The sequence below is a fragment of the Gordonia sp. Z-3 genome (assembly GCF_036233855.1).
Lineage (GTDB): Bacteria > Actinomycetota > Actinomycetes > Mycobacteriales > Mycobacteriaceae > Gordonia > Gordonia tangerina.
On the sequence record NZ_JAZARS010000019.1, the window covers coordinates 65,022 to 89,987 of the forward strand.

At 67.8% G+C, this 24,966-nt stretch carries 22 protein-coding genes, 1 pseudogene and 1 riboswitch; of the genes and pseudogenes, 17 read left to right on the forward strand and 6 right to left on the reverse strand.

Annotated features, from left to right (window positions below):
- Position 1: 1 nt before the first annotated feature.
- Both VX037_RS19950 and VX037_RS19955 read right to left on the reverse strand, forming a co-directional pair.
- A complete protein-coding gene (locus VX037_RS19950) occupies positions 2 to 1,228 on the reverse strand; it encodes a sulfotransferase family protein (RefSeq protein WP_328715556.1) in 1,227 nt (408 codons plus the stop codon).
- Between the two features lie 4 nt (positions 1,229 to 1,232).
- On the reverse strand, positions 1,233 to 2,450 hold the full coding sequence (locus VX037_RS19955; RefSeq protein WP_328715557.1) for a DUF1214 domain-containing protein: 1,218 nt from the start codon (positions 2,448 to 2,450) through the stop codon (positions 1,233 to 1,235).
- Positions 2,451 to 2,494: 44 nt separating this feature from the next.
- Here VX037_RS19955 and VX037_RS19960 point away from each other — a divergent pair, with 44 nt between their 5' ends.
- Positions 2,495 to 3,646 carry an acyl-CoA dehydrogenase family protein gene (locus tag VX037_RS19960; RefSeq protein ID WP_328715558.1) on the forward strand — a complete coding sequence of 384 codons (1,152 nt, stop codon included), beginning with the start codon at positions 2,495 to 2,497 and terminating at the stop codon, positions 3,644 to 3,646.
- Positions 3,646 to 4,673 (forward strand): annotated as a pseudogene (locus VX037_RS19965) (acyl-CoA dehydrogenase family protein). The gene VX037_RS19960 and the pseudogene VX037_RS19965 overlap by 1 nt, the downstream one beginning before the upstream one ends.
- A 21-nt stretch (positions 4,674 to 4,694) precedes the next feature.
- On the opposite strand, the gene VX037_RS19970 reads toward VX037_RS19965, so the two are convergent.
- Positions 4,695 to 5,879 carry an MFS transporter gene (locus VX037_RS19970; protein WP_328715560.1) on the reverse strand — a complete coding sequence of 395 codons (1,185 nt, stop codon included), beginning with the start codon at positions 5,877 to 5,879 and terminating at the stop codon, positions 4,695 to 4,697.
- A gap of 51 nt (positions 5,880 to 5,930) precedes the next feature.
- Between VX037_RS19970 and VX037_RS19975 the strand changes: the two genes are divergently transcribed.
- Together VX037_RS19975 and VX037_RS19980 are read left to right on the forward strand one after the other, a co-directional pair.
- Positions 5,931 to 7,124: an ROK family protein gene (locus VX037_RS19975; protein WP_328715562.1), complete on the forward strand. Its 1,194-nt coding sequence runs from the start codon at positions 5,931 to 5,933 to the stop codon at positions 7,122 to 7,124.
- A 205-nt stretch (positions 7,125 to 7,329) separates the two neighbouring features.
- A complete protein-coding gene (locus VX037_RS19980) occupies positions 7,330 to 8,877 on the forward strand; it encodes a DUF222 domain-containing protein (RefSeq protein WP_328715564.1) in 1,548 nt (515 codons plus the stop codon).
- Here VX037_RS19980 and VX037_RS19985 read toward each other — a convergent pair whose 3' ends face one another.
- The 3 genes from VX037_RS19985 to VX037_RS19995 are packed head-to-tail and all read right to left on the reverse strand — an operon-like array spanning position 8,878 to position 10,836.
- Positions 8,878 to 9,369, reverse strand: a complete 492-nt coding sequence (locus VX037_RS19985) for a glutathione peroxidase (RefSeq protein WP_235723007.1) — start codon at positions 9,367 to 9,369, stop codon at positions 8,878 to 8,880. It abuts the gene before it with no gap.
- Between the two features lie 22 nt (positions 9,370 to 9,391).
- On the reverse strand, positions 9,392 to 10,099 hold the full coding sequence (locus VX037_RS19990) for a hypothetical protein (protein ID WP_328715566.1): 708 nt from the start codon (positions 10,097 to 10,099) through the stop codon (positions 9,392 to 9,394).
- A gap of 44 nt (positions 10,100 to 10,143) precedes the next feature.
- Positions 10,144 to 10,836: a TetR/AcrR family transcriptional regulator gene (locus tag VX037_RS19995; RefSeq protein ID WP_266063547.1), complete on the reverse strand. Its 693-nt coding sequence runs from the start codon at positions 10,834 to 10,836 to the stop codon at positions 10,144 to 10,146.
- A 207-nt stretch (positions 10,837 to 11,043) separates the two neighbouring features.
- Between VX037_RS19995 and VX037_RS20000 the strand changes: the two genes are divergently transcribed.
- The 13 genes from VX037_RS20000 (at position 11,044) to VX037_RS20060 (ending at position 24,961) form a co-directional block, all read left to right on the forward strand.
- A complete protein-coding gene (locus VX037_RS20000) occupies positions 11,044 to 12,267 on the forward strand; it encodes an oxygenase MpaB family protein (protein WP_235723010.1) in 1,224 nt (407 codons plus the stop codon).
- A gap of 42 nt (positions 12,268 to 12,309) precedes the next feature.
- Complete coding sequence (locus VX037_RS20005) at positions 12,310 to 13,209, forward strand: cutinase family protein (protein ID WP_328715567.1); 900 nt, start codon at positions 12,310 to 12,312, stop codon at positions 13,207 to 13,209.
- A gap of 23 nt (positions 13,210 to 13,232) precedes the next feature.
- Positions 13,233 to 13,634 (forward strand): globin domain-containing protein, encoded by a 402-nt coding sequence (locus VX037_RS20010; RefSeq protein ID WP_287014765.1) that lies wholly within the window; start codon positions 13,233 to 13,235, stop codon positions 13,632 to 13,634.
- 69 nt (positions 13,635 to 13,703) lie between these two features.
- Complete coding sequence (locus tag VX037_RS20015) at positions 13,704 to 14,747, forward strand: NAD(P)-dependent alcohol dehydrogenase (RefSeq protein ID WP_328715569.1); 1,044 nt, start codon at positions 13,704 to 13,706, stop codon at positions 14,745 to 14,747.
- A gap of 39 nt (positions 14,748 to 14,786) precedes the next feature.
- Positions 14,787 to 15,641 carry an LLM class flavin-dependent oxidoreductase gene (locus VX037_RS20020; protein ID WP_328715571.1) on the forward strand — a complete coding sequence of 285 codons (855 nt, stop codon included), beginning with the start codon at positions 14,787 to 14,789 and terminating at the stop codon, positions 15,639 to 15,641.
- A 41-nt stretch (positions 15,642 to 15,682) separates the two neighbouring features.
- Entirely contained in the window at positions 15,683 to 16,966 is a 1,284-nt protein-coding gene (locus VX037_RS20025) for a competence/damage-inducible protein A (RefSeq protein WP_328715572.1), read from the forward strand.
- Positions 16,967 to 17,034: 68 nt separating this feature from the next.
- A riboswitch (cobalamin riboswitch) is annotated at positions 17,035 to 17,178 on the forward strand.
- A gap of 132 nt (positions 17,179 to 17,310) precedes the next feature.
- Entirely contained in the window at positions 17,311 to 18,348 is a 1,038-nt protein-coding gene (locus VX037_RS20030; RefSeq protein ID WP_442903719.1) for a FecCD family ABC transporter permease, read from the forward strand.
- On the forward strand, positions 18,345 to 19,175 hold the full coding sequence (locus VX037_RS20035; protein ID WP_328715575.1) for an ABC transporter ATP-binding protein: 831 nt from the start codon (positions 18,345 to 18,347) through the stop codon (positions 19,173 to 19,175). Before VX037_RS20030 ends, VX037_RS20035 begins: the two co-directional genes overlap by 4 nt.
- Positions 19,172 to 20,260, forward strand: coding sequence for an ABC transporter substrate-binding protein (locus tag VX037_RS20040; protein ID WP_266063552.1), 1,089 nt, complete (start codon positions 19,172 to 19,174; stop codon positions 20,258 to 20,260). Before VX037_RS20035 ends, VX037_RS20040 begins: the two co-directional genes overlap by 4 nt.
- Before the next feature lie 60 nt (positions 20,261 to 20,320).
- Entirely contained in the window at positions 20,321 to 21,454 is a 1,134-nt protein-coding gene (locus VX037_RS20045) for a polyprenyl synthetase family protein (RefSeq protein WP_287014758.1), read from the forward strand.
- A 54-nt stretch (positions 21,455 to 21,508) separates the two neighbouring features.
- Entirely contained in the window at positions 21,509 to 22,351 is an 843-nt protein-coding gene (locus VX037_RS20050) for a carotenoid biosynthesis protein (protein ID WP_328715576.1), read from the forward strand.
- A complete protein-coding gene (locus VX037_RS20055; protein ID WP_328715577.1) occupies positions 22,338 to 23,471 on the forward strand; it encodes a glycosyltransferase in 1,134 nt (377 codons plus the stop codon). Before VX037_RS20050 ends, VX037_RS20055 begins: the two co-directional genes overlap by 14 nt.
- Entirely contained in the window at positions 23,471 to 24,961 is a 1,491-nt protein-coding gene (locus tag VX037_RS20060; RefSeq protein WP_328715578.1) for a phytoene desaturase family protein, read from the forward strand. Before VX037_RS20055 ends, VX037_RS20060 begins: the two co-directional genes overlap by 1 nt.
- Positions 24,962 to 24,966 lie beyond the last annotated feature (5 nt).

Below are 24,966 nucleotides of genomic sequence, written 5' to 3' on the forward strand. Positions count from 1 at the left end.
GTCACAGGTCGAACGCGGTGCGATAACGCGCGTATGCGGCGTTCACCTCATCCTCGGCGAGACCGAAATCGGCGAGCGCGTAGGTGTGGACGCCGTGGGCGTGCTGGGTATGGCCGGCCCGGTGACGCTCCATCTGTGCCCGCGTGCCGTCGGTGAGGTCGACGCCCGCCGCGGTGTAGATCCGCGCGACCTGCACCATCGGATCGTCGACGAGGTCGTCGTAGAAGACGTCGACGAACACCTCGGGCCGCTGCCGGCGCACCTCGAGGGCGCGGTCGACCATCGCCGCGTTGCGTGCCAGCCAGTGCCGCGCGACACCTTCGGCGTCCACCTGGTCGCTGAACATGGAGTGCCCGTGAGCGAGCATGCTGGAGAACGACGCCGTGGTCCGCAGCGGGTCGCGGTGGGTCTGCACGATCACCGCGCCCGGGAACACATCGAGCAGGGAGTCGAGATGTTCGAGATGAGCCGGCGTCTTGAGCACCCAGCGCGGTCGCGGATTCTGGGCGTGCAGGATCTGCAGCAGAGTTTTGAGGTATCGATAGGACGCGTGCATGTCCTGCTGCTGCAGCCACGCCGCGTAGGACGGCACGTGCAGCATCGCCTCCGGCACCTGCGACAGAAGTGAATACTCTTGCAGCAGAACATCTTCCTCGGGTCCATCCGCCTCCACCGCGTGGATGGCGAAGAATTGCGGATTCAGATAGCGCAGCGACCATTCGGCGACCCTTGTCTGCGCCACGCGCATCCTCGGCCGACCGGGCCTCTCCCGCCTGCGTGGTAGGAGGTGGACGACCTCCCAGGATCCGACCGCCCGCATGTCCGGGTCGGCCGCGATCAGCCTGTGCAGCATGGTGGTTCCGCTCCGTTGCAGCCCGGCGATGACGATGGGCGGCGTGATGGGCGTCTGCTCGATCGTCGGGTCGCGCCGCAGCAGGTCGGCCACCCGCAACCGGGTGGTGAGGATGCCGTGCAGCCGCGCCCGGATCACCAACGCGCCGAACAGACTCAGCCGGGCTTCATCGATGATCGAGGAACACAACACATCGAGAGCCTCGTCTGCTTGCGGATCGGCATCCCAGGGCAGGCCGGTGGCCCGTTGTGCGCGTCGTCGCAAGGTGTCCGCCGACAGGTCGACCACCGAGACGTCACGCGCCTGCAGCATCTCGCCGATGCGGTTGGCCGCGCGAACCGGACGCCGACGAAACGGCTCGAAAGTACTCGACACGGGATCAATCCAGTTGCGCCAGGGCTGACAGCGTCACCACACGAGTCCGCGGCTGCGGATGGGTGGCTGCTTTTATCCAGCGAAACGTCATCGCGCCGCACTCGTGGCCGGCGGTGTCGATCCAATTGGGCAGCCCCGGGTCTCGGTGGGCGACGACGATCCGTACACTCCCGTCGTCGCGGTAGGTCGCTGTGTGCTTGTTGACGTGGATCTGGTGGTAGCGGTAGTCCAGCGACTCCAGCCAGTGATTGTCGAGCTGGAAGTTCCAACCGTCGCACGAGGGGATCTCAGCGTCGATGACGAGCGCCTCGTCGGGGCCGAGCCGCCAATAACTGTGGTAGTAGATGATGTTCGGGTCGCCACCGGCCTTCGTGGACCGTTCGGGATCGAACATCGGCAATTCGTTGGTATGTTGGGCGAAGTCACGCGCCCACTTCGCGAACAGCATCGACGCCCCGGCCACGAGCAGGCTCGCCTTGCCGAGCCCCGCGTCGAGTTGGGCGGCGGTCAGCGGCGTCGGTGGAGTCGCACCATCGAGGAGTTCGATGTGCAGTTCGGCGGGAACCTCGGCGGTCCGGTCGGCAAAGGTCTGTCGCACGATCAGCAATCCGGTCTGCGGAGTCATCGGCAACCAGTTGCCCGGGTGTTCGGTGGCCGACAGGATGAGTTCGAATCGACCGTCGTCGTCGATGGCGAGCTCGGTGGCCTCGACGTATCCGGTGGTCGGCATTTGGCCGCCCTCACCGTAATTGCCTTCCTGGGTGCCGAATCCCAGATAGTCGACGGTGCCGCGGGTTCCGGTGATGCGGTACTCCAGCGATCCGTCGATGGTGGCGTTGAGATAGTGGTTGTCGGGATTGTCCGATCCCATCTTGGCGGTCTCGTGGATCATCCGACGCAATACCGGCGCGGTGGGATCGGCGTACTCGACGAAGGCCTCGAGGCCGGCCCGGGTGAGCCGGCTGAGGTATCGATAGCCCTCGGCCTGCGTGAGGGGGTCGGTCGGCGTGCCAGGGAAAACGATTGCCGCCCCGGCTGCTTTGAGCGTGTCGCAGAACTCGTCCCACGACGTCCCGCTCGCCACGCGTTTTTCGGCGACGCTGTCGGGCGTCTGACCGCGTAACCGCAGATACGCCACGCGCGCCTTGGTGAACTGCCTCAGTGCTGCCGTCGCGATCGTCCGCCCGTTCATCGTCCACCTCTCCACGCCGTCGGTCTCCATGAGACCACCGCACTCGCACTCCCCGACGGGTTATGGTGCAGGTCATGCCCGATCTCCGACTGGTCCCGCCGATCACCGACGATCCCGCACAGTTCGAACCCCTACGCAACGAGGTCCGCGCCTTCGTCGCCGAGCAGCGCGCTGCCGGACACATCGGGCGTGAGGTCGACACCTGGCTGACCGGGTGGGACGAGGACTTCACCCAAGCGCTGGCGCAACGCGGCTGGCTGGGTATGACGGTGCCGGTCGAATACGGTGGCCGCGGGCGCGGGCATGTCGAACGGTTCGTGGTCACCGAAGAGTTGCTCGCCGCAGGCGCCCCGGTGGCCGCCCACTGGATCGCAGACCGGCAGGTCGTCCCGTCGTTGCTGAATTACGGCACGGAACAACAGAAACAGCGGTACCTTCCGCGGATCGCCGACGGCACCTGTTTTTTCGCGATCGGCATGAGCGAACCCGATTCCGGCTCCGACCTGGCCAGCGTGCGCACCCGCGCTACACGTGTCGACGGAGGGTGGTCGCTGTCGGGAACCAAAGTGTGGACCTCCGGCGCCCACCGGGCCGAGGCGTTCATCTGTCTGGCCCGGTCACAGGCCCTGGACACCGCGCACCGCCATGCCGGGCTGAGCCAGTTCATCATCGACCTCGACAGCACCGGGGTCGATGTCCGCCCGATTCGGTCGATGGACGGAAGGCACCATTTCAACGAGGTGATCCTGGACAACGTCTTCGTCCCAGACGAGATGGTCTTCGGCACCATCGGCGACGGGTGGACCCAGGTCACCTCCGAACTCGCCTTCGAACGCAGTGGCCCCGAGCGGTTCCTGTCCACCCTGCCGCTGCTCGCCGAGACCGCAGAACAGACGCGAGCGCACATGATTCCGCACCATCCGGACCTGGGACGCTACGTGGCCCGGCTCGCCGGGTTGCATCAAATGTCCACCGCGGTTGCCGGCGCGTTGGCGCGCCACGAGTCTGCCGACACCGCAGCCGCAGTGGTGAAGGTGCTGGGCACCAGCACCGAGGGCAACATCGCCGCGTTCGTCGACACGCTGAGCGACGGGCTCGACCCAGCCCTGGCCGAGCACACCCGTCTGACCCGGACCGCATTGGTGCAGCGTCCGGGTTTCACCTTGCGCGGCGGCACCAACGAGGTTTTGCGCGGCGTCATCGCCCGCGGTCTGGGGCGGCGGTGATGATCGAGGTGGATCAACAACTCGCCGAACTGATGTCGGCGGTGTTCACTGCACACCTCACGAAGCGGGCCGCATCGCCGGACCGCGCCACGGTGCCGACCTGGGACCTGGCACTCTGGGAGCAGCTCGACGAGGTCGGCCTGGCCCGATTGACCGGTTCCGAGGCCAGCGGAGGTAGCGGTGCCACCTGGTTCGCCGCCGCCGAATTGCTGGATGCCGCAGCCCGGTTCGGCGTACCGACACCCGTCGTCGAGCATGATCTGCTGGCCGGCTGGCTCCTGGACGAGGCCGCCCTGCAGTAGACGACGCGCGACGATCCGCGTGTGTCACCGACGAACACGGCATCGCGCGGGGAGTCGGTTGGGCGTCCGGCGCCGAGAAACTCGTCGTCGCCTGGCCGCACGCGGGTGGCCATCGGGTCGCCGACGTCGACATCGCCGATGTCGATGTGACCGCCGGCGTCAACATGGCGGGCGAGCCGCGTGACGTCGTCGCAGTTGCCGTTGATCGTCTCGCCGGCGTCGACGTCCCGCCGGGCGTGATCGACCGGTTCGGCCTGCGCGGCGCACTGGCCCGCGCGGTGCAATCTTGCGGGGCTCTCGATGGAGCTGTCGCCCTGAGTGTTTCCCATGCCTGTGCCCGGGAACAGTTCGGCCGACCGCTGGCGCGATTCCAGGCGGTGGCGGCGCTGGTCGCCGACGCCGCGGCCGAAGCCGCACTCGCGCGCGCGGCGACCGAGGCCGCGCTGGCCGGGGCGGTACACAGCGAGTGGTCGGCGCCGAACCTGGCGTTCCTGATCGCGGTGGCCCGGTCATGTGCGGGGCGAGCCACATCGACGGTGGTGCGCAACGCTCATCAGGTTCACGGGGCCATCGGGACAACACAGGAACACGGCCTGCATGAATTCACGCTGCCCGCGTTGGCGTGGTGTTCGGAGTTCGGCTCGGTGCACGCTTGGGAGCAGCGGATCACCGACGCCGCCGTCGACGCGGGCGCCGACGGACTCTGGCCGCTCATCGTCGGGTGAGGCGTGTCGGCGCTCCGCTCCTCAGTGCGCGAAACCCCGCTTCCCCATCACCGCAACCGTGAGCCCCGCGACCACCAGCGCGGCTGCCGTCACGCTCAACGCCAGGATGGCCGGCGACGACCCGAGGAACAGTCCGCCGAGCACGGCCCCGAGCGCGATGCCGAGATTGGAGGTGCCGTTGATCCATGCACCCGCCACCTCGGGCGCCTCATGGAACACGCGCACCGCAGCCGTCTGATACATCGACGGAACGCCGCCGAACAACCCGTTCCACAGGGCGATCGCCACAACGAGACCGACGAACCACGCGTGGGTGAGGCCGACCGCGAGGATGGTGGCGGCCAACAGCGCCAGCACGGTCAGCACCGTCGTGCGCGGGTGCCGGTCGATGGTGCGCCCGACGCAGGCGAGACCGGCCAGGCCGCACACTCCGCACACCAGCAGCAGCGGGCCGATCCAGGATTCGCCGGCGCCGCCGGTCAGCAGGATCACGCTGATGTAGGTGTACACCGTGTACTGGCCGATGAACGTAAGCGTGTTGGAGGTGACCACCACACCGAGCGCCGAGCGGGCGCCGGAGGTTTGGGTGCGGCGGCCGGCGGGTGTGCCGGACACCGCCGGTAGGAACCGCAGGATCGCGACCAGGACACCGGCCGCGATCACCGCGAGCACCGTGAACGATCCCCGCCAACCAATCGCGGCGCCCAGTGCCGTCGACAACGGCACACCCAGTACGAATCCCGCGGTGGTGCCACCGGCGACGAGTGCCAGCCCTCGGCCCACCTGTCCACGTTCGACCAATCGCGGGACATAGCCGATGCACACCGAGAAGAAGAGCGCGTGCGCCACGCCGCCGACGACCCGGCCCGCGGCCACCACTGCAAAACTGGGCGCGAACGCGATGAGCAGGTTGCTGATCAGGTAGCCCGCCACCGTGATGAGGATCAGCGGCTTGCGGGGATATCGGCGCGTCGCCACGGTCAGCGGAACCGCGAACAAGGCGACCATCACCGCGAACACCGTCACGAGCAGACCGGTGACGGCGTCGTCGACCCCGAACGCGCCGCCGATCGCCGGGAGCAGGCCCACGGGCAGCATCTCGGTGGTGACCGCGAGGAACCCGGCCACCGCGAGTGCTGCCAGCGCAGGCATGCGTTGCCGAACGTCCTGGCGGGTGTCGGGCGCAGCGGTCGGGGTCGTGAGCATCTCACGAATATAATCGGTGTTCGAGTTTAATGTAAATGCCACAATGTCCGGGTGTCACTCCCGTCTCCCGGCCCGGGCGCCGCGCGTTGGTCGACACCGGCACGGTTGATCGATCTGGTGCGTTCGCGCCCCGGCGTCACCCGCGCGGTGGCGGCGCAGGAGTTGGGCATCGGCAGTGGGGCGGCCACCGATCTGATGGCTCGGATGCGCCGCCTGGACCTACTCGACGAATCACCCGCGCCGGCGCAGGGTCGCGGACGCCCCACGACGATCCTCGAACCACATCCCGCTGGGCCGCTGGTGGTGATCGCGGAGTTGAGCCCGACCGGGTGGCGGGTGGCCACTGCGGATCTCAGTGGCGAACCCCGGATCGAGGCCGCGGCGGGCCGGCTACGGGGTGGGCCGGATCGGGTGCTCGCCGACATGGCAGACGCGATCGGCGCCGTCGTTCAACGCGACCCGTCACGGGTTCGGGCAGTGTCGGTGTCGGTGGCCGGCGCGGTACTCGACGACCGACTGGTCCAGTTCACGCCGCTGGGCTGGACCGACGTCGACCTCGCCCCGTTGACCGCGAACCTGTTGGCAGACAGCGACATCCCAATGCTAGTGGCCAACGATGCGACCCTGGCCGGGCTGGCCGAGGCCCGCACCGGGTCGGCGCGCGGTGTCGGCACGGCGTTGCACCTGATCATCGCAGTGGGCTTGGGTGGCGCCCTGGTCGTGGACGGCGTACCGGTTGTCGGCGCACATGGCGGCGCCGGTGAGTACGGGCACGTACCCTTCGGCGATCCGGCCAAGCAGTGTCCGTGCGGTGCGCACGGCTGCTGGGATCTCACCATCGACGGGCGCGCATTGGCCGAGCACCTGGGAGAACCGCCGCCGGACAATGCTTTTGACTATGCCCATGAGCTTCTTCGGCAGCATTCGGCCGGGGCGTCCGACGAACGCCACCAGCGAGCATTCGACCGCGTGGCCGCCGCACTCGGCCGCGGCATAGCCGGCCTTGTCTCGATACACGACCCCGACATGGTCACCCTCGGCGGGCTCGCGACCCCCCTGAGGGCGGCCGCCCCCGAACCTTTCGAGGCGGCCTACCGAGCCGGGTTGATGTCGTTTCGCAAGCACCTGCCGTCACCGGTCGTCGATGGAATCCACGGCGATGACGGGCCGCTGCACGGCGCCGCCCTGCGGGGCGTCGACCACGTCACCACTGTCGACGCGTTGGCCCAATGGGCGCAACGCTGAGATTCGCAAACAGACACTCTGACCTGCGGTGATCATTCTTGTCGGTGGTGTGTTCTAGATTGGTGTGTGCAGGATGAGTTGATGCGAAACGGGTGGGCGCGAACTCGCTGAATCCGGTCTCGGGGTCGGATTGATCACGGTGGGTGGCATATCGGAAATGATCCTGCATCAGTTGGTTGTGATCAGATCCGTGAAGGGTGCGCTCGTGTCGTCCGTGTTGTCCTCGCCGTCGCCGTGGCCGCAGTTGCCGCGTGACTTTCTCGGTGGTGTGGATGCGGCCTACCCGGATGAAGACCCCACCAACGACATTCTGCTCGGGATGGCCGAGCTCGACCGCGGTCGCGCCTATCTCGCCTACGCCGAATATCGTTCGGTGGCAGCACTCTACGACCGGCTGGTCGCTGCGCGTGACGACACCGACGGTTTCGTGGTGGACGGCTTCGCCGACGCCGCAGCACGTATCGCCAAACTCCGCGGCACTTCTCGTGGCGCCGCGGAAACACTGCTCAATGATGCGGTCGCGTTGCGGGACCGGCTGCCGGAGGTGTCGGAATGTTTGCGTGACGGCGTGATCGGGCCGTGGCACGCGCAGAAGGCGGTCAGCCGGACCGACCTGCTCGACGATTCGTCAGCGGCGCCGTTGGTCGATGCGGCGATCGCACAGACGCTGCGGACCCGGAACGGGACCTGGAGCAAGGCACGTTTCCGCGACATGATAGACCGGATTGTGTTCCGTCATGACCCCGACGCGGTGCGGGAACGTCGGCAGCAGGCCCTTGATGACCGCCGGATGTGGACCCACCCGCGCGAGGACGGCACTGCCGAGATCACCGGGGTGATGTCGGCGGAGAACGTGCGGATCGCCGCCGCCGCGGTGGCCGCATTGGCCGACAGTGTGTGTGAACACGATCCGCGCACCAAGCCGCAACGACAATCCGATGCCATGTTCTGCCTGCTGTCGGGCACCATGTTCGAATGCGACTGCGGTAGTGACGACTGCACCGCGGTCATCCCGGAGCCCGGGGTGGTGCCGCCGGTGGACTGCAAGGCCGTCCTCCACGTCGTCGCCGACGAGGCCACCGTGAAAGGGATGGCGAACCATGCCGGTTTCATGGACGGCCACGGAGTGATCTCGGGCGAGCATGTGCGCGATATCGCCGCGCGTGCCGACACCAAGGTCTCCTATCTGGTGCCGCCCACGACCGAACCGGACCCCGATGGCACGTTCACGTTGCCGGCGCATCTGCCGTCGGATCCGTATCGGCCGTCGGCGGCGTTGGACACCTTCATCCGGCTGCGGGACGGCTATTGCACCGAACCTGGATGCCTGACCTCGGCGTGGCGTGGCGACCTCGACCATGTCGATGAGTACGACCACGCGTGTCCGCACAACGGTGGACAGACCACTGAGGTGGGGTTGAACGCGAAATGTCGTCCCGGACACTTGTTGAAGACCTTCGGCGACTGGGTCGATGATCAATGGCGTGATGCCGACGGGCGGCTGGTCACCGAATACATCACCCCCGAAGGCCTGGTGTTGCCCGGCGAAGCCGAAACCCAGGAAGACTTGTTCCCTGGGCTGCGCAGGATCCGGTTCACCGCACCCGCCCAGGCCCCACCCCCACACACCGGCAGCACGATCGAACGCAGCACCCGCGTCAACACACGGGTGGCGAACAAACACGCCCGCAGACGCGCCGAACGCGCCCGAAACCGCAAACGCGTCACCGACGCCGGCCCGCCACCGTTCTAGTCAGAGCACTTTCCCGATGGCGCCGGTCAGCTTCTCCGGCTTGGTCGTCGGGGCGAACCGGTCCACCACGTTGCCATCGCGGTCGATCAGGAACTTGGTGAAGTTCCACTGAATTCGGCCGCCGAGCAGACCGCGCTTCTGTGCCCGCAGCCACTCGTAGAGGGGATGCGCTTCAGAGCCGTTGACGTCGATCTTGGCGAACATCGGGAACGTCACGTCGTAGGTCAGCGAGCAGAAGTTCTTGATCTCCTCGGCATCGCCGGGCTCTTGATGAGCGAACTGGTCGCAGGGAAAGCCCAGCACCCGCAACCCTTTGTCCGCGAACTCGCGGTTGAGTTGTTCGAGGCCCTCGTACTGCGGAGTGAAGCCACACTTCGACGCCGTGTTGACGATGAGCAGCGGCAGCCCCGCGTACGTGGACAACGGCACCGGAGTGCCGTCGATGTCGGTGGCGGTGAAGTCGTAGGCGGTCGTCTTGTCGGAGCTGGTCATCGGTACCCCCTGTCGATGCCGGTCAGGTGTAGGCCGGCGTGCCGAGAATCTGGTCACATGCGGTGACACCTTCGACAATGCCACGTTCAAAGGCCGCGCCGCGCTCGGACCCACTGCCATGCGACGTCCGCTCTGGCAGCGAGTACATGAACGCCGTCGCCTCATCGCGTTCGGCAGCGGTCATCTCGCCGCGCCGCACGAACCACGACCACGCCGCCCCCGACCAGCAATCACTGGCCCACTCGAGTCGCCGCAGCGCGTCGGCGGGACCGAGAACGGTCACCGACACCGGCTTCAGACCGATGGCCTCCTGCACGCCGTGGCTGGACTCGTGTACGAACGTGGTCAACGCCCGCGCCGGCGTCCGGATCAGCGCCGCATCGGTGACCCAGTTGACGAAGGTGATGGTGTTGCAGTGGTGCAGACCGAGATTGAGCACCGTACCGACTTCGGCGTAGACGCACACATCCCGGTTCTGCGGATTCCACGAACCGCCCAGTGCTGGATTGCTCACCGCCACCGTCCGACGGACCGCCGTGGATCGTCCGGTGTGATCGAGCCACTCGCGGGTCAGTGCGACCGCACAGGCCACGTTGTCTCGCGGCAGTTGCGCATTCCGGCACAACGAGCGGTCGCCGTACAGGGTCACCGTCCCGGCGGGCGCAGGCGCCGCGGAAACGCCTGGCGCACCGCCCATCCCCGTGAGCACGAACGCCCCGACCACCGCCATGACAAGTTTGCGCCCGACCATATCGTACCGGTGCCCGGACGTGTTCACGGTTTCGGTGGGTTCAGCATCGGCACCAGGTACTGGCGCGCAATCGCCGCCAACTGCTCGTCGTCGTGCACGTCGACGAGTTGACTGGGCACGGTGAGGAACGAGTTCGAGAATCGGACCATCATCTCCGCGGTCAGCTCGGTGTCGAGGTCGGCGGCGATGTTGCCGGCCAATTGCTCCTTGCGCAGCTGCTGGGCGAGGAACTGGCGGACCGCTGCGAGCATGCGGCCGTCGTCGGCGCCGATCGAACCGGCGAGCAGAGTCGGTTCCGTCTCGATGAGGCCACCGATGAGGGGGTTGCCGAGGATCGATCGCAGGGAACTGACGAAGCCGAACACCACGCGTTCCTCCGCCGTGTCCGCCTCGCCGATGTCGGCGAGAAAGCGCAGGAAATACCGCCGGAACTCGCGCAGGATGACCTGCTCGACCAGCGCATCCTTCGTGTCGAACTTCCGATAGATGGTCACCCGGGACAGCCCCGCCCGCCGGGCGACCTCATCCATCGACGATCGCTGGATGCCCATGCGGCAGAACTGGTCGAAGGCGGCGTCGAGCAAGCGGGCCCGGGTGGGGTCGTCGGGCTCGTCGAAATCGCCACCCACCACCGCCACATAGGCCCGCTGCAGCAGGGATGGGGATTGCGGAGGCGACTGGATGCCCGGCGTCGCGGCAGCTTGGCCTGGTTTCACTCTCACTCCTCGCCAGTCGTGCGCGAAGCATACCGCGAGGCCTCTGCGTTCGCCGTCAGCACGTGTGACTACACCTGTGACCACTTTGCCTTGTGAGTGGTGTCACACTGTGATAGTTCTATGTAACAGAGTTACAGCCTTTGTTACATCGCTTCATCATGATCGGGGCGTCATCGAGTCGGGTGGCGAAGACGGGAGCCAAGAAAAATGGAGAATCTGAGCAGGCGGAACATGTTGAAGGCCGGCGGCACGGTGGGCGCAGTGGGCGCCCTCGCGACCGTCAGCCAAGCAACACCGTGGACGTGGTCACCGGCGGGTTCGGTACCCGGACGGGGCAGCGGCGCCAACCCCCAGGGGGTCTGGGACGACGAGGCCGACCCCGTCGTGGCGAAGCTCTTGGAGCGCGGCCAGGTGCAGCGGGTCAATGAACTACTCCGCGGATGGACCAAGAACGGCCAGCCGTTGCCGGCCGGTCTCCCGAACGAACTCCGTGACTTCATGGAACACGCGCGTCAACTGCCATCGTGGACCGACCGCGGCAAACTCGAGACGGCGGTGCGGTTCAACCAGAAGCGAGGCACGTACCTCGGCGTCCTGTACGGCTTCGCCAGCGGCATGATGAGCACCGTCATCCCCCGCGAAGCCCGGGCGGTGTATTACTCGCAGGGTGGCGCGGACATGAAGGACCGCATCACCAAGACGGCCAAACTCGGTTACGACATCGGTTCGCTCAACGCTTATCGACCCGACGGCGAGATGATCGTCACCTGCCTCAAGACCCGACTGGCCCACGCATCGGTGCGCACTCTGCTGCCGCAGTCGCCCTGGTGGAACCACTCGGCGCAGGAGAAGATCCCGATCAGCCAGGCCGACATCATGGTCACCTGGCACAGCCTGCCCACCACCGTCATGCGCATGCTGGAACGGTGGAACGTGCCGATCGCCGCCGACGAATCGGACGGCTTCCTGCACTCGTGGCAGATCACCGCACACATGCTCGGCGTCCAGGACCAGTACATCCCGAACTCCTGGAACCAGGCAGATGCGCAGGCCCGGCAGGTGTTGGACCCGATCCTCGCCCCCACCCCGGAGGGCAAGAAGCTCGCCGACATTCTGCTCGATCTCGGCATGAACCTCGACCTGAGCCTGTTGTCGCGCGGCGTGCTGGGTGCGCTCACCCGGTTCATGTTGGGTGACAAGATCGCCAACTGGCTCGAGATCCCGCGTGAGCCGGTGTGGAGCCCTCTACTCGAGACAGCCTGGGGGCCCTACGTTCTCGTTCGCGAAGGACTGCTCCAGGTGGGCATGCCGAAGGAAGCGTACTGGCTCTTCGACGAGTTCCTGCGCCAGTTCGTGCTGTTCTACATGTCCGAGCTGCGGATGCCGATCAACATCACCATCCCGGTGGCCAACAACCCGCGCTACAACTGAGGCCGGTACCGCTGTACACCAACGAAAGTCGGGGGAAGCACGATGACCGTGCGCGGCTGGTTCGTGGTGCTTGTCGTCGTGGTGGCCGGATTCGTCGTGCCGGCCACTGCGGCGGCGGTTCCGTCACATCACGCGAAATGTCCTGGCCTGTACGTCCTGGCCATTCCGGGCACCTGGGCCGACGCCGCCGCCCCCGGGATTCTGCGTGAGATCACCAGCGATCTCGGACCCCGGACGCTGGTTCACTATGTCGGCTACAGCGCGACCGCCTTCCCTTGGGAGACAGCCATCTACGGCCGATCCAAGGCGCAGGCGGTGGCCAACACGACCGGCTTGGCCCGTGCCATGGTGCGCCGCTGTCCCGGCACCAGGTTGGCGATCACCGGCTATAGTCAGGGCGCCGACGCGGCCGGGGACGTGGCCGCCGAGATCGGCACCGGCCGTGGCGCGATCCGGCCAGAGCAGGTGGCCGGGGTGGTTCTCATCTCCGATCCCCGCCGCTCCCATCGGGACAACCTGGTGGGCCCACGACTGACCGGCCAGGGCAGCGGCGGACCGCGGTTGTCCGGTATGGGCTACCTGAGCCCACGCACCTACAGCATCTGCGCGCCACGGGACCTGTACTGCAACACGCCGCGCGACTATTACGTGACCCGGATCGTCGGGTATCTCGCCGAGACCAGCGACCCCACCCCGAGTCAGATGGGTCAGTATCAAGCCGAGGCCGGCGCCATCCTCGACGAACTGCTCGCCCAGGGTGGCATCGGCGCGGTCGGCCGTGAGGTGAGCAATCAGCGTGCCCGCCAGCAGATCACCGTGTTCAACAGGTTTCTGCAGTCCGGCGTGCACACCAACTACGCGGCCTTCGTGGTCGCCCCCGGAGTCAGCGCCGTGCAGTGGGCGCACAACCATCTCGCAGCCCTGGCCTCCGCTCATTCCTGACCCATGATCTGGAGCACCGTGTGATGGACAAGCAGATTCTCGAAGAAAGCCTGGCGTCGGTGGACCTCCCCGACGACGGCCTGACCGTGCGGTTCTACGAAATCCTGTTCGAGAGGTATCCCGACGTCGAGCCGATGTTTCAGCGCGACAACAAGGTTCAGGCGGCGATGCTGCGCACCGCCATTGTGTCGGTAATCGACAACCTCGATGACGGCGAGTGGTTGACCACCAACCTCGAGTCCCTCGGACAGCGGCACGCCGCGATGGGTGTCACCGCACCGATGTACGAGGCGGTCGGCGAATGCATGATCGCGGCGATGACCGAGATCGGCGGTGACGCGTGGACGCCGGCGATGACGAGGGAATGGGGCGAGGCACTCAGCGCAGTGTCGGCACTCATGCTCGCCGGATACCCGCAGACCTGACAGCCACGTTTCGGTCGCCGGTCACCGGGGAACACCTTGGGTGAACCCGCATACGAAAGGTGTGAACGTATGAAGGCCATCCAAATCGTCAAGCCCGGCACCGAACCCGAACTCCGCGAGGTCGACAAACCCGCGCCAGGTCCGGGCCAAGTACTGCTGAAGGTGTCGGCCGCCGGCGCCTGCCATTCCGACGACTTCGTGTTAAACATGCCGGCCGACGGTTTTCCTTATCCGCTACCGATGACGCTAGGACACGAGGGCGTCGGTGTGGTCGCGGAGACCGGCACCGGCGTGGACAACGTCTCGGAGGGGACCGCGGTGGCGGTATACGGACCGTGGGGATGCGGAGTGTGCCACTTCTGTTCGCGTGGGATGGAAAACTATTGCAGTCGCGCAGCCGAGCTGTCGATCACCCCACCCGGCCTGGGCGTCGACGGTGCGATGGCCGAGTACATGCTCGTCGACGACCCGCGCCATCTGGTGCCCATCGGCGATCTCGACCCGGTGCGCACCGCACCTCTCACCGACGCCGGACTCACCCCGTACCACGCGATCAAGGCGTCGCTGCCCAAGCTCGTCGGCGGTACCACCGCCGTGGTGATCGGCGCCGGCGGACTCGGGCACGTCGCCATCCAGTTGCTGCGTCACCTGACCCCGTCCCGGATCATCGCGCTCGACGTGACCGAGGACAAGCTGTCCTTTGCCAAGGAGGTCGGTGCCCACGAGGCCGTCCTGAGCAACGACGATGCCGTCGACAACGTCCGCGCGATCACCGGCAAGGACGGGGCGACGGCGGTTTTCGACTTCGTCGGCTTTCAACCAACCCTCGACATCGCGATGGGTGTGGTAGGCACCATGGGTGATGTCGTCATCGTCGGCCTCGGTGACGGCGCCGCCACCGCCAAGGTCGGCATGTTCACCCAGCCCTACGAAGTATCGGTACGCGCGCCCTACTGGGGTTCACGCAGCGAACTGATGGAGGTACTCGAGTTGGCGCGCGATGGAGTGCTCGACGTGTCCGTGGAGAAGTTCGCCCTCGACGACGGCCTCGACGCCTACCGCAAGCTCGCCGCCAACGACCTGCGCGGACGGGCGGTCGTGGTGCCGGGCTGAATTCGGTCCCACACCACACTCACTCGGTACGGTCAGTTCATGCGCTACGGAATCTGCATCCTGCCCGACCAGCCGTGGACGTCGACCCGACCGCTGTGGCAGCGTGCCGAACAGATGGGCTTCGACCACGCCTGGACCTACGATCACCTGGTCTGGGGCGGACTTCCGGATGCACAGTGGTTCTCCTGCATTCCCACGCTGACCGCCGCGGCCACGGTCACCGAGCGCATCGGCCTCGGCGCTTTCGTGGTGTCGCCCAACTTCCGGCATCCCGTGGCGTTTTCTCGTGAGGTCCAGACACTCGCCGACATCTCCGACGACAGGTTCCTGCTCGGCCTCGGTGTCGGTGGTACCCCCGACGACACACTGCTCGGGCAACCCGAGGTCACCGTCGGGCGGCGCGTGAACCGCTTCCACGAGTTCACCGATCTGCTCGATCAAACTCTGCGCGACGACCACGTGACCGCCGACGGCGAGTTCTACCGGGCGCGCGACATGCGGTTGGTCGGCGGCAGCGTGCGTGAGCGGGTGCCACTGTTGTTGGCGGGCAACGGGCCCCGCAATGTGCGGTTCGCCGCCGAGCGTGGTGACGGCTGGATCACCACCGGTACATCGGCATCTTCGCTCGACGAGTGGTTCGGCGGCGTGGCACGGATGTGTCGTGTGCTCGACGAGGCGCTCGCCCAACGCGCACGCGCCGACTTCCCTCGGTATCTCAGCCTCGACGCCTCCCCGCGCAATGCGCTGGAAAGTGTGCACCTGTTCGACGACATGGTCGGGCGTGCCGCGGACCTCGGATTCTCCGATGTCATCGTGCACTGGCCACGCGACGATGAGCCCTACCGTGCGCCACTCACCGTGCTGGAGGCACTGGCGGCCCGCGGTCTGTCCTGACTCCGACACCGCGACCGTCGGCCGTCGATAGACTCGGCCGGGTGAGTGTGCGTGCGGGCATCGTGGTGACCGGGACCGAGGTGTTGTCGGGGCGGGTGGCCGATCAGAACGGGCCGTGGGTGGCCGATCGCCTCCTGACGATGGGGGTCGACGTCGCCCACATCACCGTCTGCGGTGACCGGCCCGCCGACCTGCTCGCGCAATTGCGTTTCCTGGCCGCCGACGACGTCGACCTCATCGTGACGACCGGTGGGCTCGGCCCGACCGCCGACGACCTCACCGTCGCGACCGTCGCCGACTTCTGCGGACGCGCCCTGAATCTCGACGCCGAACTCGAGGCACACATCACCGCGATCATCGACCGCTGGATGAAGCGCCGCAACGCCCAACCGGACAGCGCACCCCTGCGCGCCGGAATCCGCAAGCAGGCACTGGTTCCCGACGGTGCCGTACCGATTCCACCCACCGGTACGGCACCCGGTGTGGCGATCCCGGTCGACGGGGCCGGCATGCCGACGATTCTGGTGCTGCCCGGACCGCCGCGTGAACTGCAGGCGATGTGGCCGACCGCGCTCGACACACCACCTGTCCGCGATGCGTTGGCGGCCCGGATCGATCACCGCCAGGAGGTGATCCGTGCCTATGGGCTGTCGGAGGCCGATCTCGCCGAGACGTTGCGCTTGGCCGACGACACGATCAGCGGTGTCGGCGATCTGGAGGTCACCACCTGCCTTCGGCACGGTGAACTGGAGATGGTGACACGCTTCGTCGCCGAGGCGGCACCCGCCTACGCCGAACTGGCCGCGCTGATCGCCGAACACCATGGGAAGCAGGTTTTTTCCACCGATGGATCGACCATCGACGACCAGGTCGTGGCCGCGTTGTCCGGTCGGACGATCGCGACGGCCGAATCCTGCACCGGCGGCATGGTCGCGGCCCGGCTCACCGATCGCGCCGGGTCGTCGGCCTATCTGGTGGGCGGTGTGGTCGCCTACGCCAACGAGGTCAAGTCCGGACAGCTCGGCGTGCCGGCGGCGATGATCGCCGAGCACGGTGCGGTCAGCGAGCAGGTGGCGGCCGCGATGGCCGACGGCGCCGCCGACCGGCTCGGCGCCGATGTCGCGGTCTCCACCACCGGGATCGCCGGACCCGGTGGTGGTACGGACATCAAGCCGGTGGGCACGGTGTGCTTCGGGGTGGCCGTGTCCGGCCGGCCCACCGCGACCTGGACGCGATATTTCCCCGGTGATCGCGCCAATGTGCGGATGCTGTCCACAGTGGCGGCAATGCACCTGGTGGCGGGCGTGCTGGACGACCCTTCGTGACGAGGACCGAGGTACCGAACGCCGCACCAACCGGATAGCTGGGCAGTAGCCGACAAATCCGGCTTGATAGCCTGCACGCAGAGAACGGTGCCCATCCGCGGTATGCGGATGTCAGGGAACCCGGTGAGAATCCGGGACTGGCGCGCAACGGTGTGGGAAGACGAGCTTCGTCGATCCCGAGTCCGACTACCTGCCGTTCTCGTATGAGTCCACCGGGTATCTCGCGCACAGATCCCCCGACATCACGAGGTAGCCGTGCACAACGCTCACCGTCATAACCCTCCCATGTACGAGACGACACCTCGGTCACGGTGGTGACCGCCCGCGCGGCGACCCCACCCGATCTGTCGGCACGCCGGTTGTCGCCCGCCCCGCTGGCCGTGGCATTGGCGGCACTTACCGCCGTCAGCATCGTCACGTCGGTCGCATTCGGTTCCGAACACATTCCCGTCGCCGACGTGTGGGACACCGTCCTGGGGAGGCTGACCGGCGACACCACCGACACCGCGTACTCGGTCATCATCTGGGACCTGCGGTTGCCTCGGTCGGTGCTGGCCGCCATCGTCGGTGCCGGTCTGGCGTTGGCGGGCGCACTGATGCAGGCGCTGGTGCGTAACCCCCTCGCCGAGCCCTACCTGCTCGGGGTGTCGGCCGGTGCGGCGGTGGGCGCCACGTCGGTGATGACGATGGGAACACTCTCGGCACTTGGCTTGTGGGCGCTGTCCGGCGGCGCCCTGCTCGGCGCACTCGCTGCCACTGTCACGGTCTATCTGGTGGCCCGCGTGCAGGGCGGTCTCACCGCGATTCGACTGATTCTGTCCGGAGTGGTGCTCTCGTCTGCGTTCATGGCGCTGTCGTCGCTGATGGTGTTCACCGCCGGCGACCCGCAGGCCGCCGAGAGCGTCATGTTCTGGATGCTGGGCAGCGTCGCGGGTGCCACTTGGGCGAAGGTGCAGTTGGCCGGCGTCGTCGTGTTGGCCACCCTGCTCGGCATGGTGGTGATCCACGCCTGGCTCGACGCCTACGCCGCCGGCAACGACACCGCGTCTTCGCTCGGCGTGCCAGTGGCTGCGCTGCGCACCGCGCTGTTCGCGGTGCAGGGGGTTCTGGTCGGCGTACTCGTCGCGGTGGCCGGCGGTATCGGCTTCGTCGGCCTGATCATTCCGCACGCCGCCCGCCTGGTGGTCGGTGCGACCCACCGGGCGATGCTGCCGGTCGCGGTCTGCGGTGGAGCGTTGTTCCTCGAGTGGGTGGATGTGTTCTCGCGCGTCGCCGCGGCGCCGCGGGAGATGCCGTTGGGCATCGTCACCGGCCTGATCGGCGCACCTATCTTCCTGTTCTTGATGGGTCGTCGGCGCTACACGTTCGGACCCACCGAATGAGCGTGCGCACCGACGCCGCGTCCTACGTCGCCGACCTCCGGGCCAACGGTGTCGCGTGTCGCCGCGGATCGCGAACCATTGTCGCCGGCGTCGATGTGACGATCCCCGCCGGTACCCGGATGGCGCTGGTGGGGCCCAACGGCGCCGGCAAGACGACGCTGCTGCGGGTGCTGGCCGGCCTCGAGTCACCAGCAACAGGCGCCGTGTACGTCGGCGGTGCCGATCTGCATGCGATGCGCGCGCGACAGCGCGCACGGACGGTCGCCGTCGTCGCGCAGGAGGAGCAGCCGTCGGCGGAGTTGACAGTGGCCGAAGCGGTCGGCCTCGGGCGCACCCCGCACCGCAACCCGTGGGCCGCCGGCGCGGACGCCGAACGCGAGATCGTCGCCGACGCTCTGGAGATGGTGGGGCTCGGCGACGCCGGCGGACGTTCCTGCATCGCGCTGTCCGGGGGTGAACGCCACCGGGTCGTCCTCGCCCGCGCGTTGGCGCAGCAGACCCCGATGCTGGTCCTGGACGAACCCACCAATCATCTCGATGCCGCCTGGCGACTCCGGCTGATGCGCATCCTCGACAAGCTCGACCGCACCATCGTCGCCGCGATGCACGACCTCGACCTCGTCCTGCGACATTTCGACAGCGTTGCCGTCATCGCCGACGGTCGCCTCGTGACCCACGGCCCGCCGGTCGAGGTTCTCGACAACCGCGTTCTCCGTGACGTCTTCGCCGTCGACGGCGACATCATCACTCACCCCCGCACCGGCAGGCCACACCTGCTGCTCACCGACGCCACGCCGTCGCCCCCTCCTGGAAGGACACTCACATGATGCCCACCTTGCGTCCCGTCACCATCGGGATCGCTGCCGCCGCAGCAATTCTGGGTCTCACCACAGCCTGCGGCACGACGGACTCCACCGATGCCGATGCCGTCGCCGGCGACCACGTCACCGTCACCAACTGCGGCGCCGACGTCACCTACCCCCAGCCCGTGCAGCGACTGTTCGTCAATGACGGCGGCATGATCGCGATCGCCTTGGCCGCCGGCGCGCACGACCAGATCGTGGCCGTCAGCTCGATGGCCCGCGACTCCGAGGTGCTGCGGCTGGCCTACGGACCGCAGGTCGACGACCTCCATCAGGTCTCCCCCGATCAACCCACCCTGGAGAACATCGTCGGTGCCCGCCCGGAGGTCCTCTACGCCGGTTACAACTACGGCATGAGCGAGTCCCGCGGAATCACCCCGGAGATCCTCGCGCAGCACGACATCGACGTGTACCAGCTGTCCGAGGCCTGCCGACAGGTTGCCGGTGAGAAGACCCGCGGGACCATGGATCCGTGGGTCGCGCTCGACACCGACCTCCGCAACATCGGCACCATCACCGGCAATGCCGACGTCGGGGCGCAGGCGGCCGACGATGTCGCGACGCGACTCGACGCCCTGCGCGCAGCTCCCCAACCCGCCGACAAGCCGACCATCTTCTTGTTCGACAGCGGCACCGACACGATCTTCTCCTCCGGCTCGTACGGCGGCCCGCAGGGCATCATCGACGCCGCCGGCGCACGCAACGCCACCGAGGATGTCGCCGACACCTGGACCACCGTCAGCTGGGAACGCCTGGCGACGGCCGACCCCGACCTGATCGCCTTCGTCGACTACCCCGGACAGACCGTCGACGAGAAGATCGCCGCGCTCAAGGACCACCCGGCGAGCAAGGATTTGGCCGCCGTGCGGGAGAACCGATTCATCAACCTGCCGTACGCGATGTGGGTGTCGAGCCCTCTCAACATCGACAGCGCCGAGACCCTACGCGCGGTGTTGGAAGATCACGGTCTGGCGCCGCAGAGCGGTGTCGAACCCTCGCTCGATGTCTCGCAGCTCCGGCTCGGCGGCAACGACTGGCTGGCGAGCTGAGCAAGACGCGCCGGCGACCTGCGGACACATCCGCCCCGGCGACGGCTCCGAAGAAGGGGTGTGACCCCCACCCACACCGAGTCCGCACCGCAGGCGTCGGGCCACGCAGCCGACCTGGATCGGCGGGTCCGTGAGCTCGCCGACAGCGATATCGCTCAGGTCGGCAGCGTGCTCCGGACACAGCTGGCCGACCACGCCGCGGTCCTGACCGGCGTCCATCCCGACCTCCGCCCGGTGAGCGCCGTACTCGCCCGCGCCGGCAATCGCGGTAAACGGCTACGCGCGTCGTTCTGCCTGTGGGGCGCACGCGGCGCCACCCGCGGCGAGTTGCCGCCGGGCGCCACACAGATCGCCGCGGCCGTGGAACTGTTTCACCTAGCCGCGCTCATCCACGACGACATCATGGACCACAGTGACCAGCGCCGCGGTCTGTCAACGATGCACCGCCACTTCGCCGACGAACACCGGCACAACAGCCGGATCGGTGACGCCGACGCCTACGGTGAGGCGGTCGCCGTCCTCGCCGGCGATCTGTGCCTCACCTGGTCCGACGACATCCTCGCCGAGGGCACCGCCGACCTCGACCGGACCACTCGGCGTCAGGTGCGGCGAATCTTTTCGGTGATGCGTGACGAAGCCATCGCCGGCCAGTTCCTCGACGTCGACGGTCAGACCCACGCCGTGACCTCCGCGACGCGCGCGGAACTGGTCCTCCGGTTCAAGAGCGCCAAGTACACGATCTCGCACCCCCTGCGACTCGGCGCCGCCGTCGCGGGTGCACCGGCGGATCTGCTCAGCGCCTACGACGCAATCGGTATCGCGGCCGGCGAGGCCTTTCAGCTGCGCGACGATCTGCTCGGAGTTCTCGGCGACCCGGCAGTCACCGGCAAACCGACGATCGACGACATCCGAGAAGGCAAGCGCACCCTGCTGATCGCCTGGGCCGAGGAGAACGCCGACCGCATACAGCGGCGCGTTCTGGACCAACATCTGGGCAACCCCGAGGTGACCCACGACGGCGTCTGGGAGGTGTGCGAGGTGCTCCGGGACACCGGTGCGGTGCGGCGGGTGGAGAACCGGATCGCGGAGTTGGCCGCGCAGTCGACCGAACTCATCGACGCCTCACCGGTCGACGACGTCACCCGGCATGCGCTTGCCGGTCTCGTCGCCCGGTGCGTGTGGCGTGCGGCCTGAGCCGGCGCATTACCCGGCCGTCCGGAGCGGCGGCCGGTACGGTGAACGAACATCATGAACCCCTTCGCATCTCGTGCGACCCCACTGGCCCCGCCGTACGTCGACCGGCGGCGGGTCGCGGTGCCGTGGGTGTTGTTCGGATGCGCATTCCTCACCCAGACAGCGTTCCCCTTCACCGACGGCGGTACGCGCGCGCTGACCACGGCCAGCGTGCTGTTGCTGACCGCGGCGGCGGTGGCACATGTGGTGACCAGCCGCGGCACCCGCCCGGCGGTGATCCTGGTGGTGGTAGCGGGAGGTGGCGGTCTGCTGGCCGAAACCGTCGGTGTGCACACCGGTTTCCCGTTCGGCACCTACGAGTACACAGGCAGTCTGGGCCTGCAGGTGTTCGGTGTCCCGGCTCTGGTGCCATTGGCATGGACGATGATGGCATGGCCGGCGCTGGCCGCCGCGCGACAGCTCGTCGGTGCCCACCGGGAGGTGACCCCTCTGGTCGGTGCGTGGGCGTTGACCGCATGGGACGTGTTCCTCGATCCACAGATGGTGGATCAGGGGCACTGGCGCTGGGCCTACCCACAGCCGGCGCTGCCCGGCGTGGAGGGTATCCCGCTCACCAACTTCGCCGGCTGGTTCGTGGTGTCAGCGATCATGATCACCCTGCTCGACCGGTTGATCCCGGCAGCTCCCGAGCACCCCTCCGATGCCGACAGCTGGGGTGGGGCAACAGATCTGCTGCCGGTTGCGGTCTATTTATGGACCTACCTGTCGTCGGTGATCGCGCATGCGGCGTTCTTCGGTCGTCCACCCGTGGCGCTGGTCGGCGGCCTCGTGATGGGTGTGGTGGCCGTTCCGTTGGCGGTCACTGTGATGCGGGGTGCGACGCGTGCGCAGCGCTGAGGTCCGGCGGGTCGCGTTACGCGCCGCGAGCGTGGGTGCGGCGGCGTCGTTGGCGCTGACGCTCGACAACGCCCGCCGAATCCGACGTCCCGATCCGACGGCGATCGCCAACCCCGAGCCGCTGAACGTCCTGTTGCCGGTCCGCGACGAGATGGACGAGATCGCAGGCTGCCTGACCGCCCTGCGCGCCGCCGCCGACCGCTGGCCGGGCCGAATCCGCCTCCTGGTCCTCGACGACGAGTCCACCGACGGAACCGGTCGCCGACTGGACGAGTTGGCGCGCACCGACGAACGCATCGAGGTTCTGCACGGAACACCGACACCATCGGGGTGGCTCGGCAAATCATGGGCCTGTGAACAGTTGTCTCACAACGCCGACCACGACGGTGTCCTCGTATTCGTCGACGCCGACGTCCGGCTCGCACCCGATGCGCTGGTGGCGTCCGTTGCGCTGCTGCGCACATCCGGGCTCGACCTCATCTCGCCCTACCCGCGCCAACACGCGACCGGCCCGGCCGAGCGGCTGGTGCAGCCCCTGGTGCAGTGGTCGTGGATGAGCACCCTGCCGCTTGGGCTCGCCGAGCGTTCGGCGCGCCCGTCGATGTCGGCGGCGAACGGCCAGCTGCTCGTCGTCGACGCGGCCGCTTACCACCGCGCGGGCGGGCACGCGGCGGTGCGTGCCGACGTGCTCGAGGACATCGCGTTGTTGCGGGCGGTCAAGCGCTCCGGCGGACGGGGCGTGGCCGCGGACGGGAGCGCGGTCGCCGACTGCCACATGTATCACGGGTGGCGCGAGGTGCGGGCCGGCTACCGGAAGTCGTTGTGGTCGGCGTTCGGCTCGCTACCCGGCACGGTGGCGGTGGTGGCGCTGCTGAACCTGCTGTACGTGGTGCCGCCGATTGCGGCGCTGCGGGGTTCGCGGGCAGGGGTGCTCGGGTACCTGCTCGGCGTGACCTCCCGGGCGGTGTCGGCGCGGAGCACCGGCGGGCGGGTGTGGCCCGACGCGCTCGTCCATCCGATGTCGATCCTCGCGTTCACGGCGCTCACCGTGGATTCGGTGCTCGCGCGGCGCACCGGTCGGCTGTCCTGGAAGGGCCGCGCAATCTCCGAGACGACGTGATGAGCAGCATCGTGGTGGTGGGTGCCGGTGTGGGCGGACTGGCCGCGGCGCTGCGGCTGCAGGCGGCCGGACATCGCGTGACGGTGTTCGAGCAGGCACCGGAGGTCGGCGGGAAGCTCGGCGTGATCCGTCACGACGGTTTCATGTTCGACACAGGCCCGTCGCTGGTGACGATGCCGCATATCCTGGCCGAGTTGCTCGCGTCTGCCGGCCGGCGCCTCGAGGAGGTGTTGCCATTGTCCCGTCTCGACGTGGCGGCGCACTACCGATTCCCCGACGGCACAGGCTTGGACCTCCCCGGCGAACTCGCACGGATACCTGCGGCGCTCGACGAGGCACTCGGCCCCGGCCGCGGGGACCAGTGGATGGCGTTTCTCAGTCGGGCCCGATCGATCTGGGCGGCGTCGCGCGGCCCGTTCCTGGAATCTCCGATCGACCCGCGCATCGTCGCCCGGCGGGGCCGGCCGTCCGATCTGGTCACCATCGCTCCGTGGCGTACGCTGCGCGGTCTGGGAGGTCGCTACCTCGATGATCCACGCCTGGTGATGCTGCTCGACCGCTACGCCACCTACACTGGCTCCGACCCGCGACGCGCTCCCGCCGCGCTGGCCGCGGTGCCCTGGACCGAACAGGCGTGGGGTTCGTGGTACGTCCCCGGCGGCCTCGGCCGGATCGCAGAAGTGCTGCGCGACAGCTTCATCGAACACGGCGGCGCGATCGAAACCGGAACCGCCATCGATGGAATCGAGACCGACCCCTTGGGCCGCGTGAGTGGGGTGACGCCGGCAGACGGATCGTTCCGGCCGGCCGACCTGGTGGTCGCCAACGCCGATGCCCGCGAGGTGTACGGCCGCCTGGTGGGCGCGGCGGCCGCGGATCGCGCCGCCGAGCGCACACGGCGCACGACACCGTCGCTGGCAGGCTTCGTGCTCCTCCTCGCTCTGGACGATCCGCCGCCGTGGACGCCGCATCATCAGGTTCTGTTCGCCGACGATTACGACGACGAGTTCGATTCGGTGTTCGGCTTCGGCGGTCCGGCGCGCCCGGTTCCGGCTCCGACCGTCTACATCTCGGCACCCGACGATCCGGCGATCGTCCCCGGCCCGGGTACGGCCTCCTGGTTCGTGTTGGTCAACGCCCCACGACACGATCCGGATGGGGGCGTCGACTGGGACACTCCGGGCCTCGCCACCGATTATGCCGACCGGATTCTGCGGTTGATGGCCGACCGTGGAGTCGACGTCCGATCGTCGATCCGCCACCGCATCGTGCTGACACCGGCCGACCTCGAGCGCCGCACCCGCACGCCGGGTGGGTCGATCTACGGGTCGTCATCGAATGGTCCGCGCGCCGCATTCCTGCGCCCGCGCAACGCCTCCCCGGTTCCGGGGCTCTATCTGGTCGGTGGTTCGGCTCATCCCGGCGGCGGACTGCCGTTGGTGATGCTGTCGGCCAAGATCGTCGCCGGGCTGATCGGACCTGCGGGCTAGCCGCG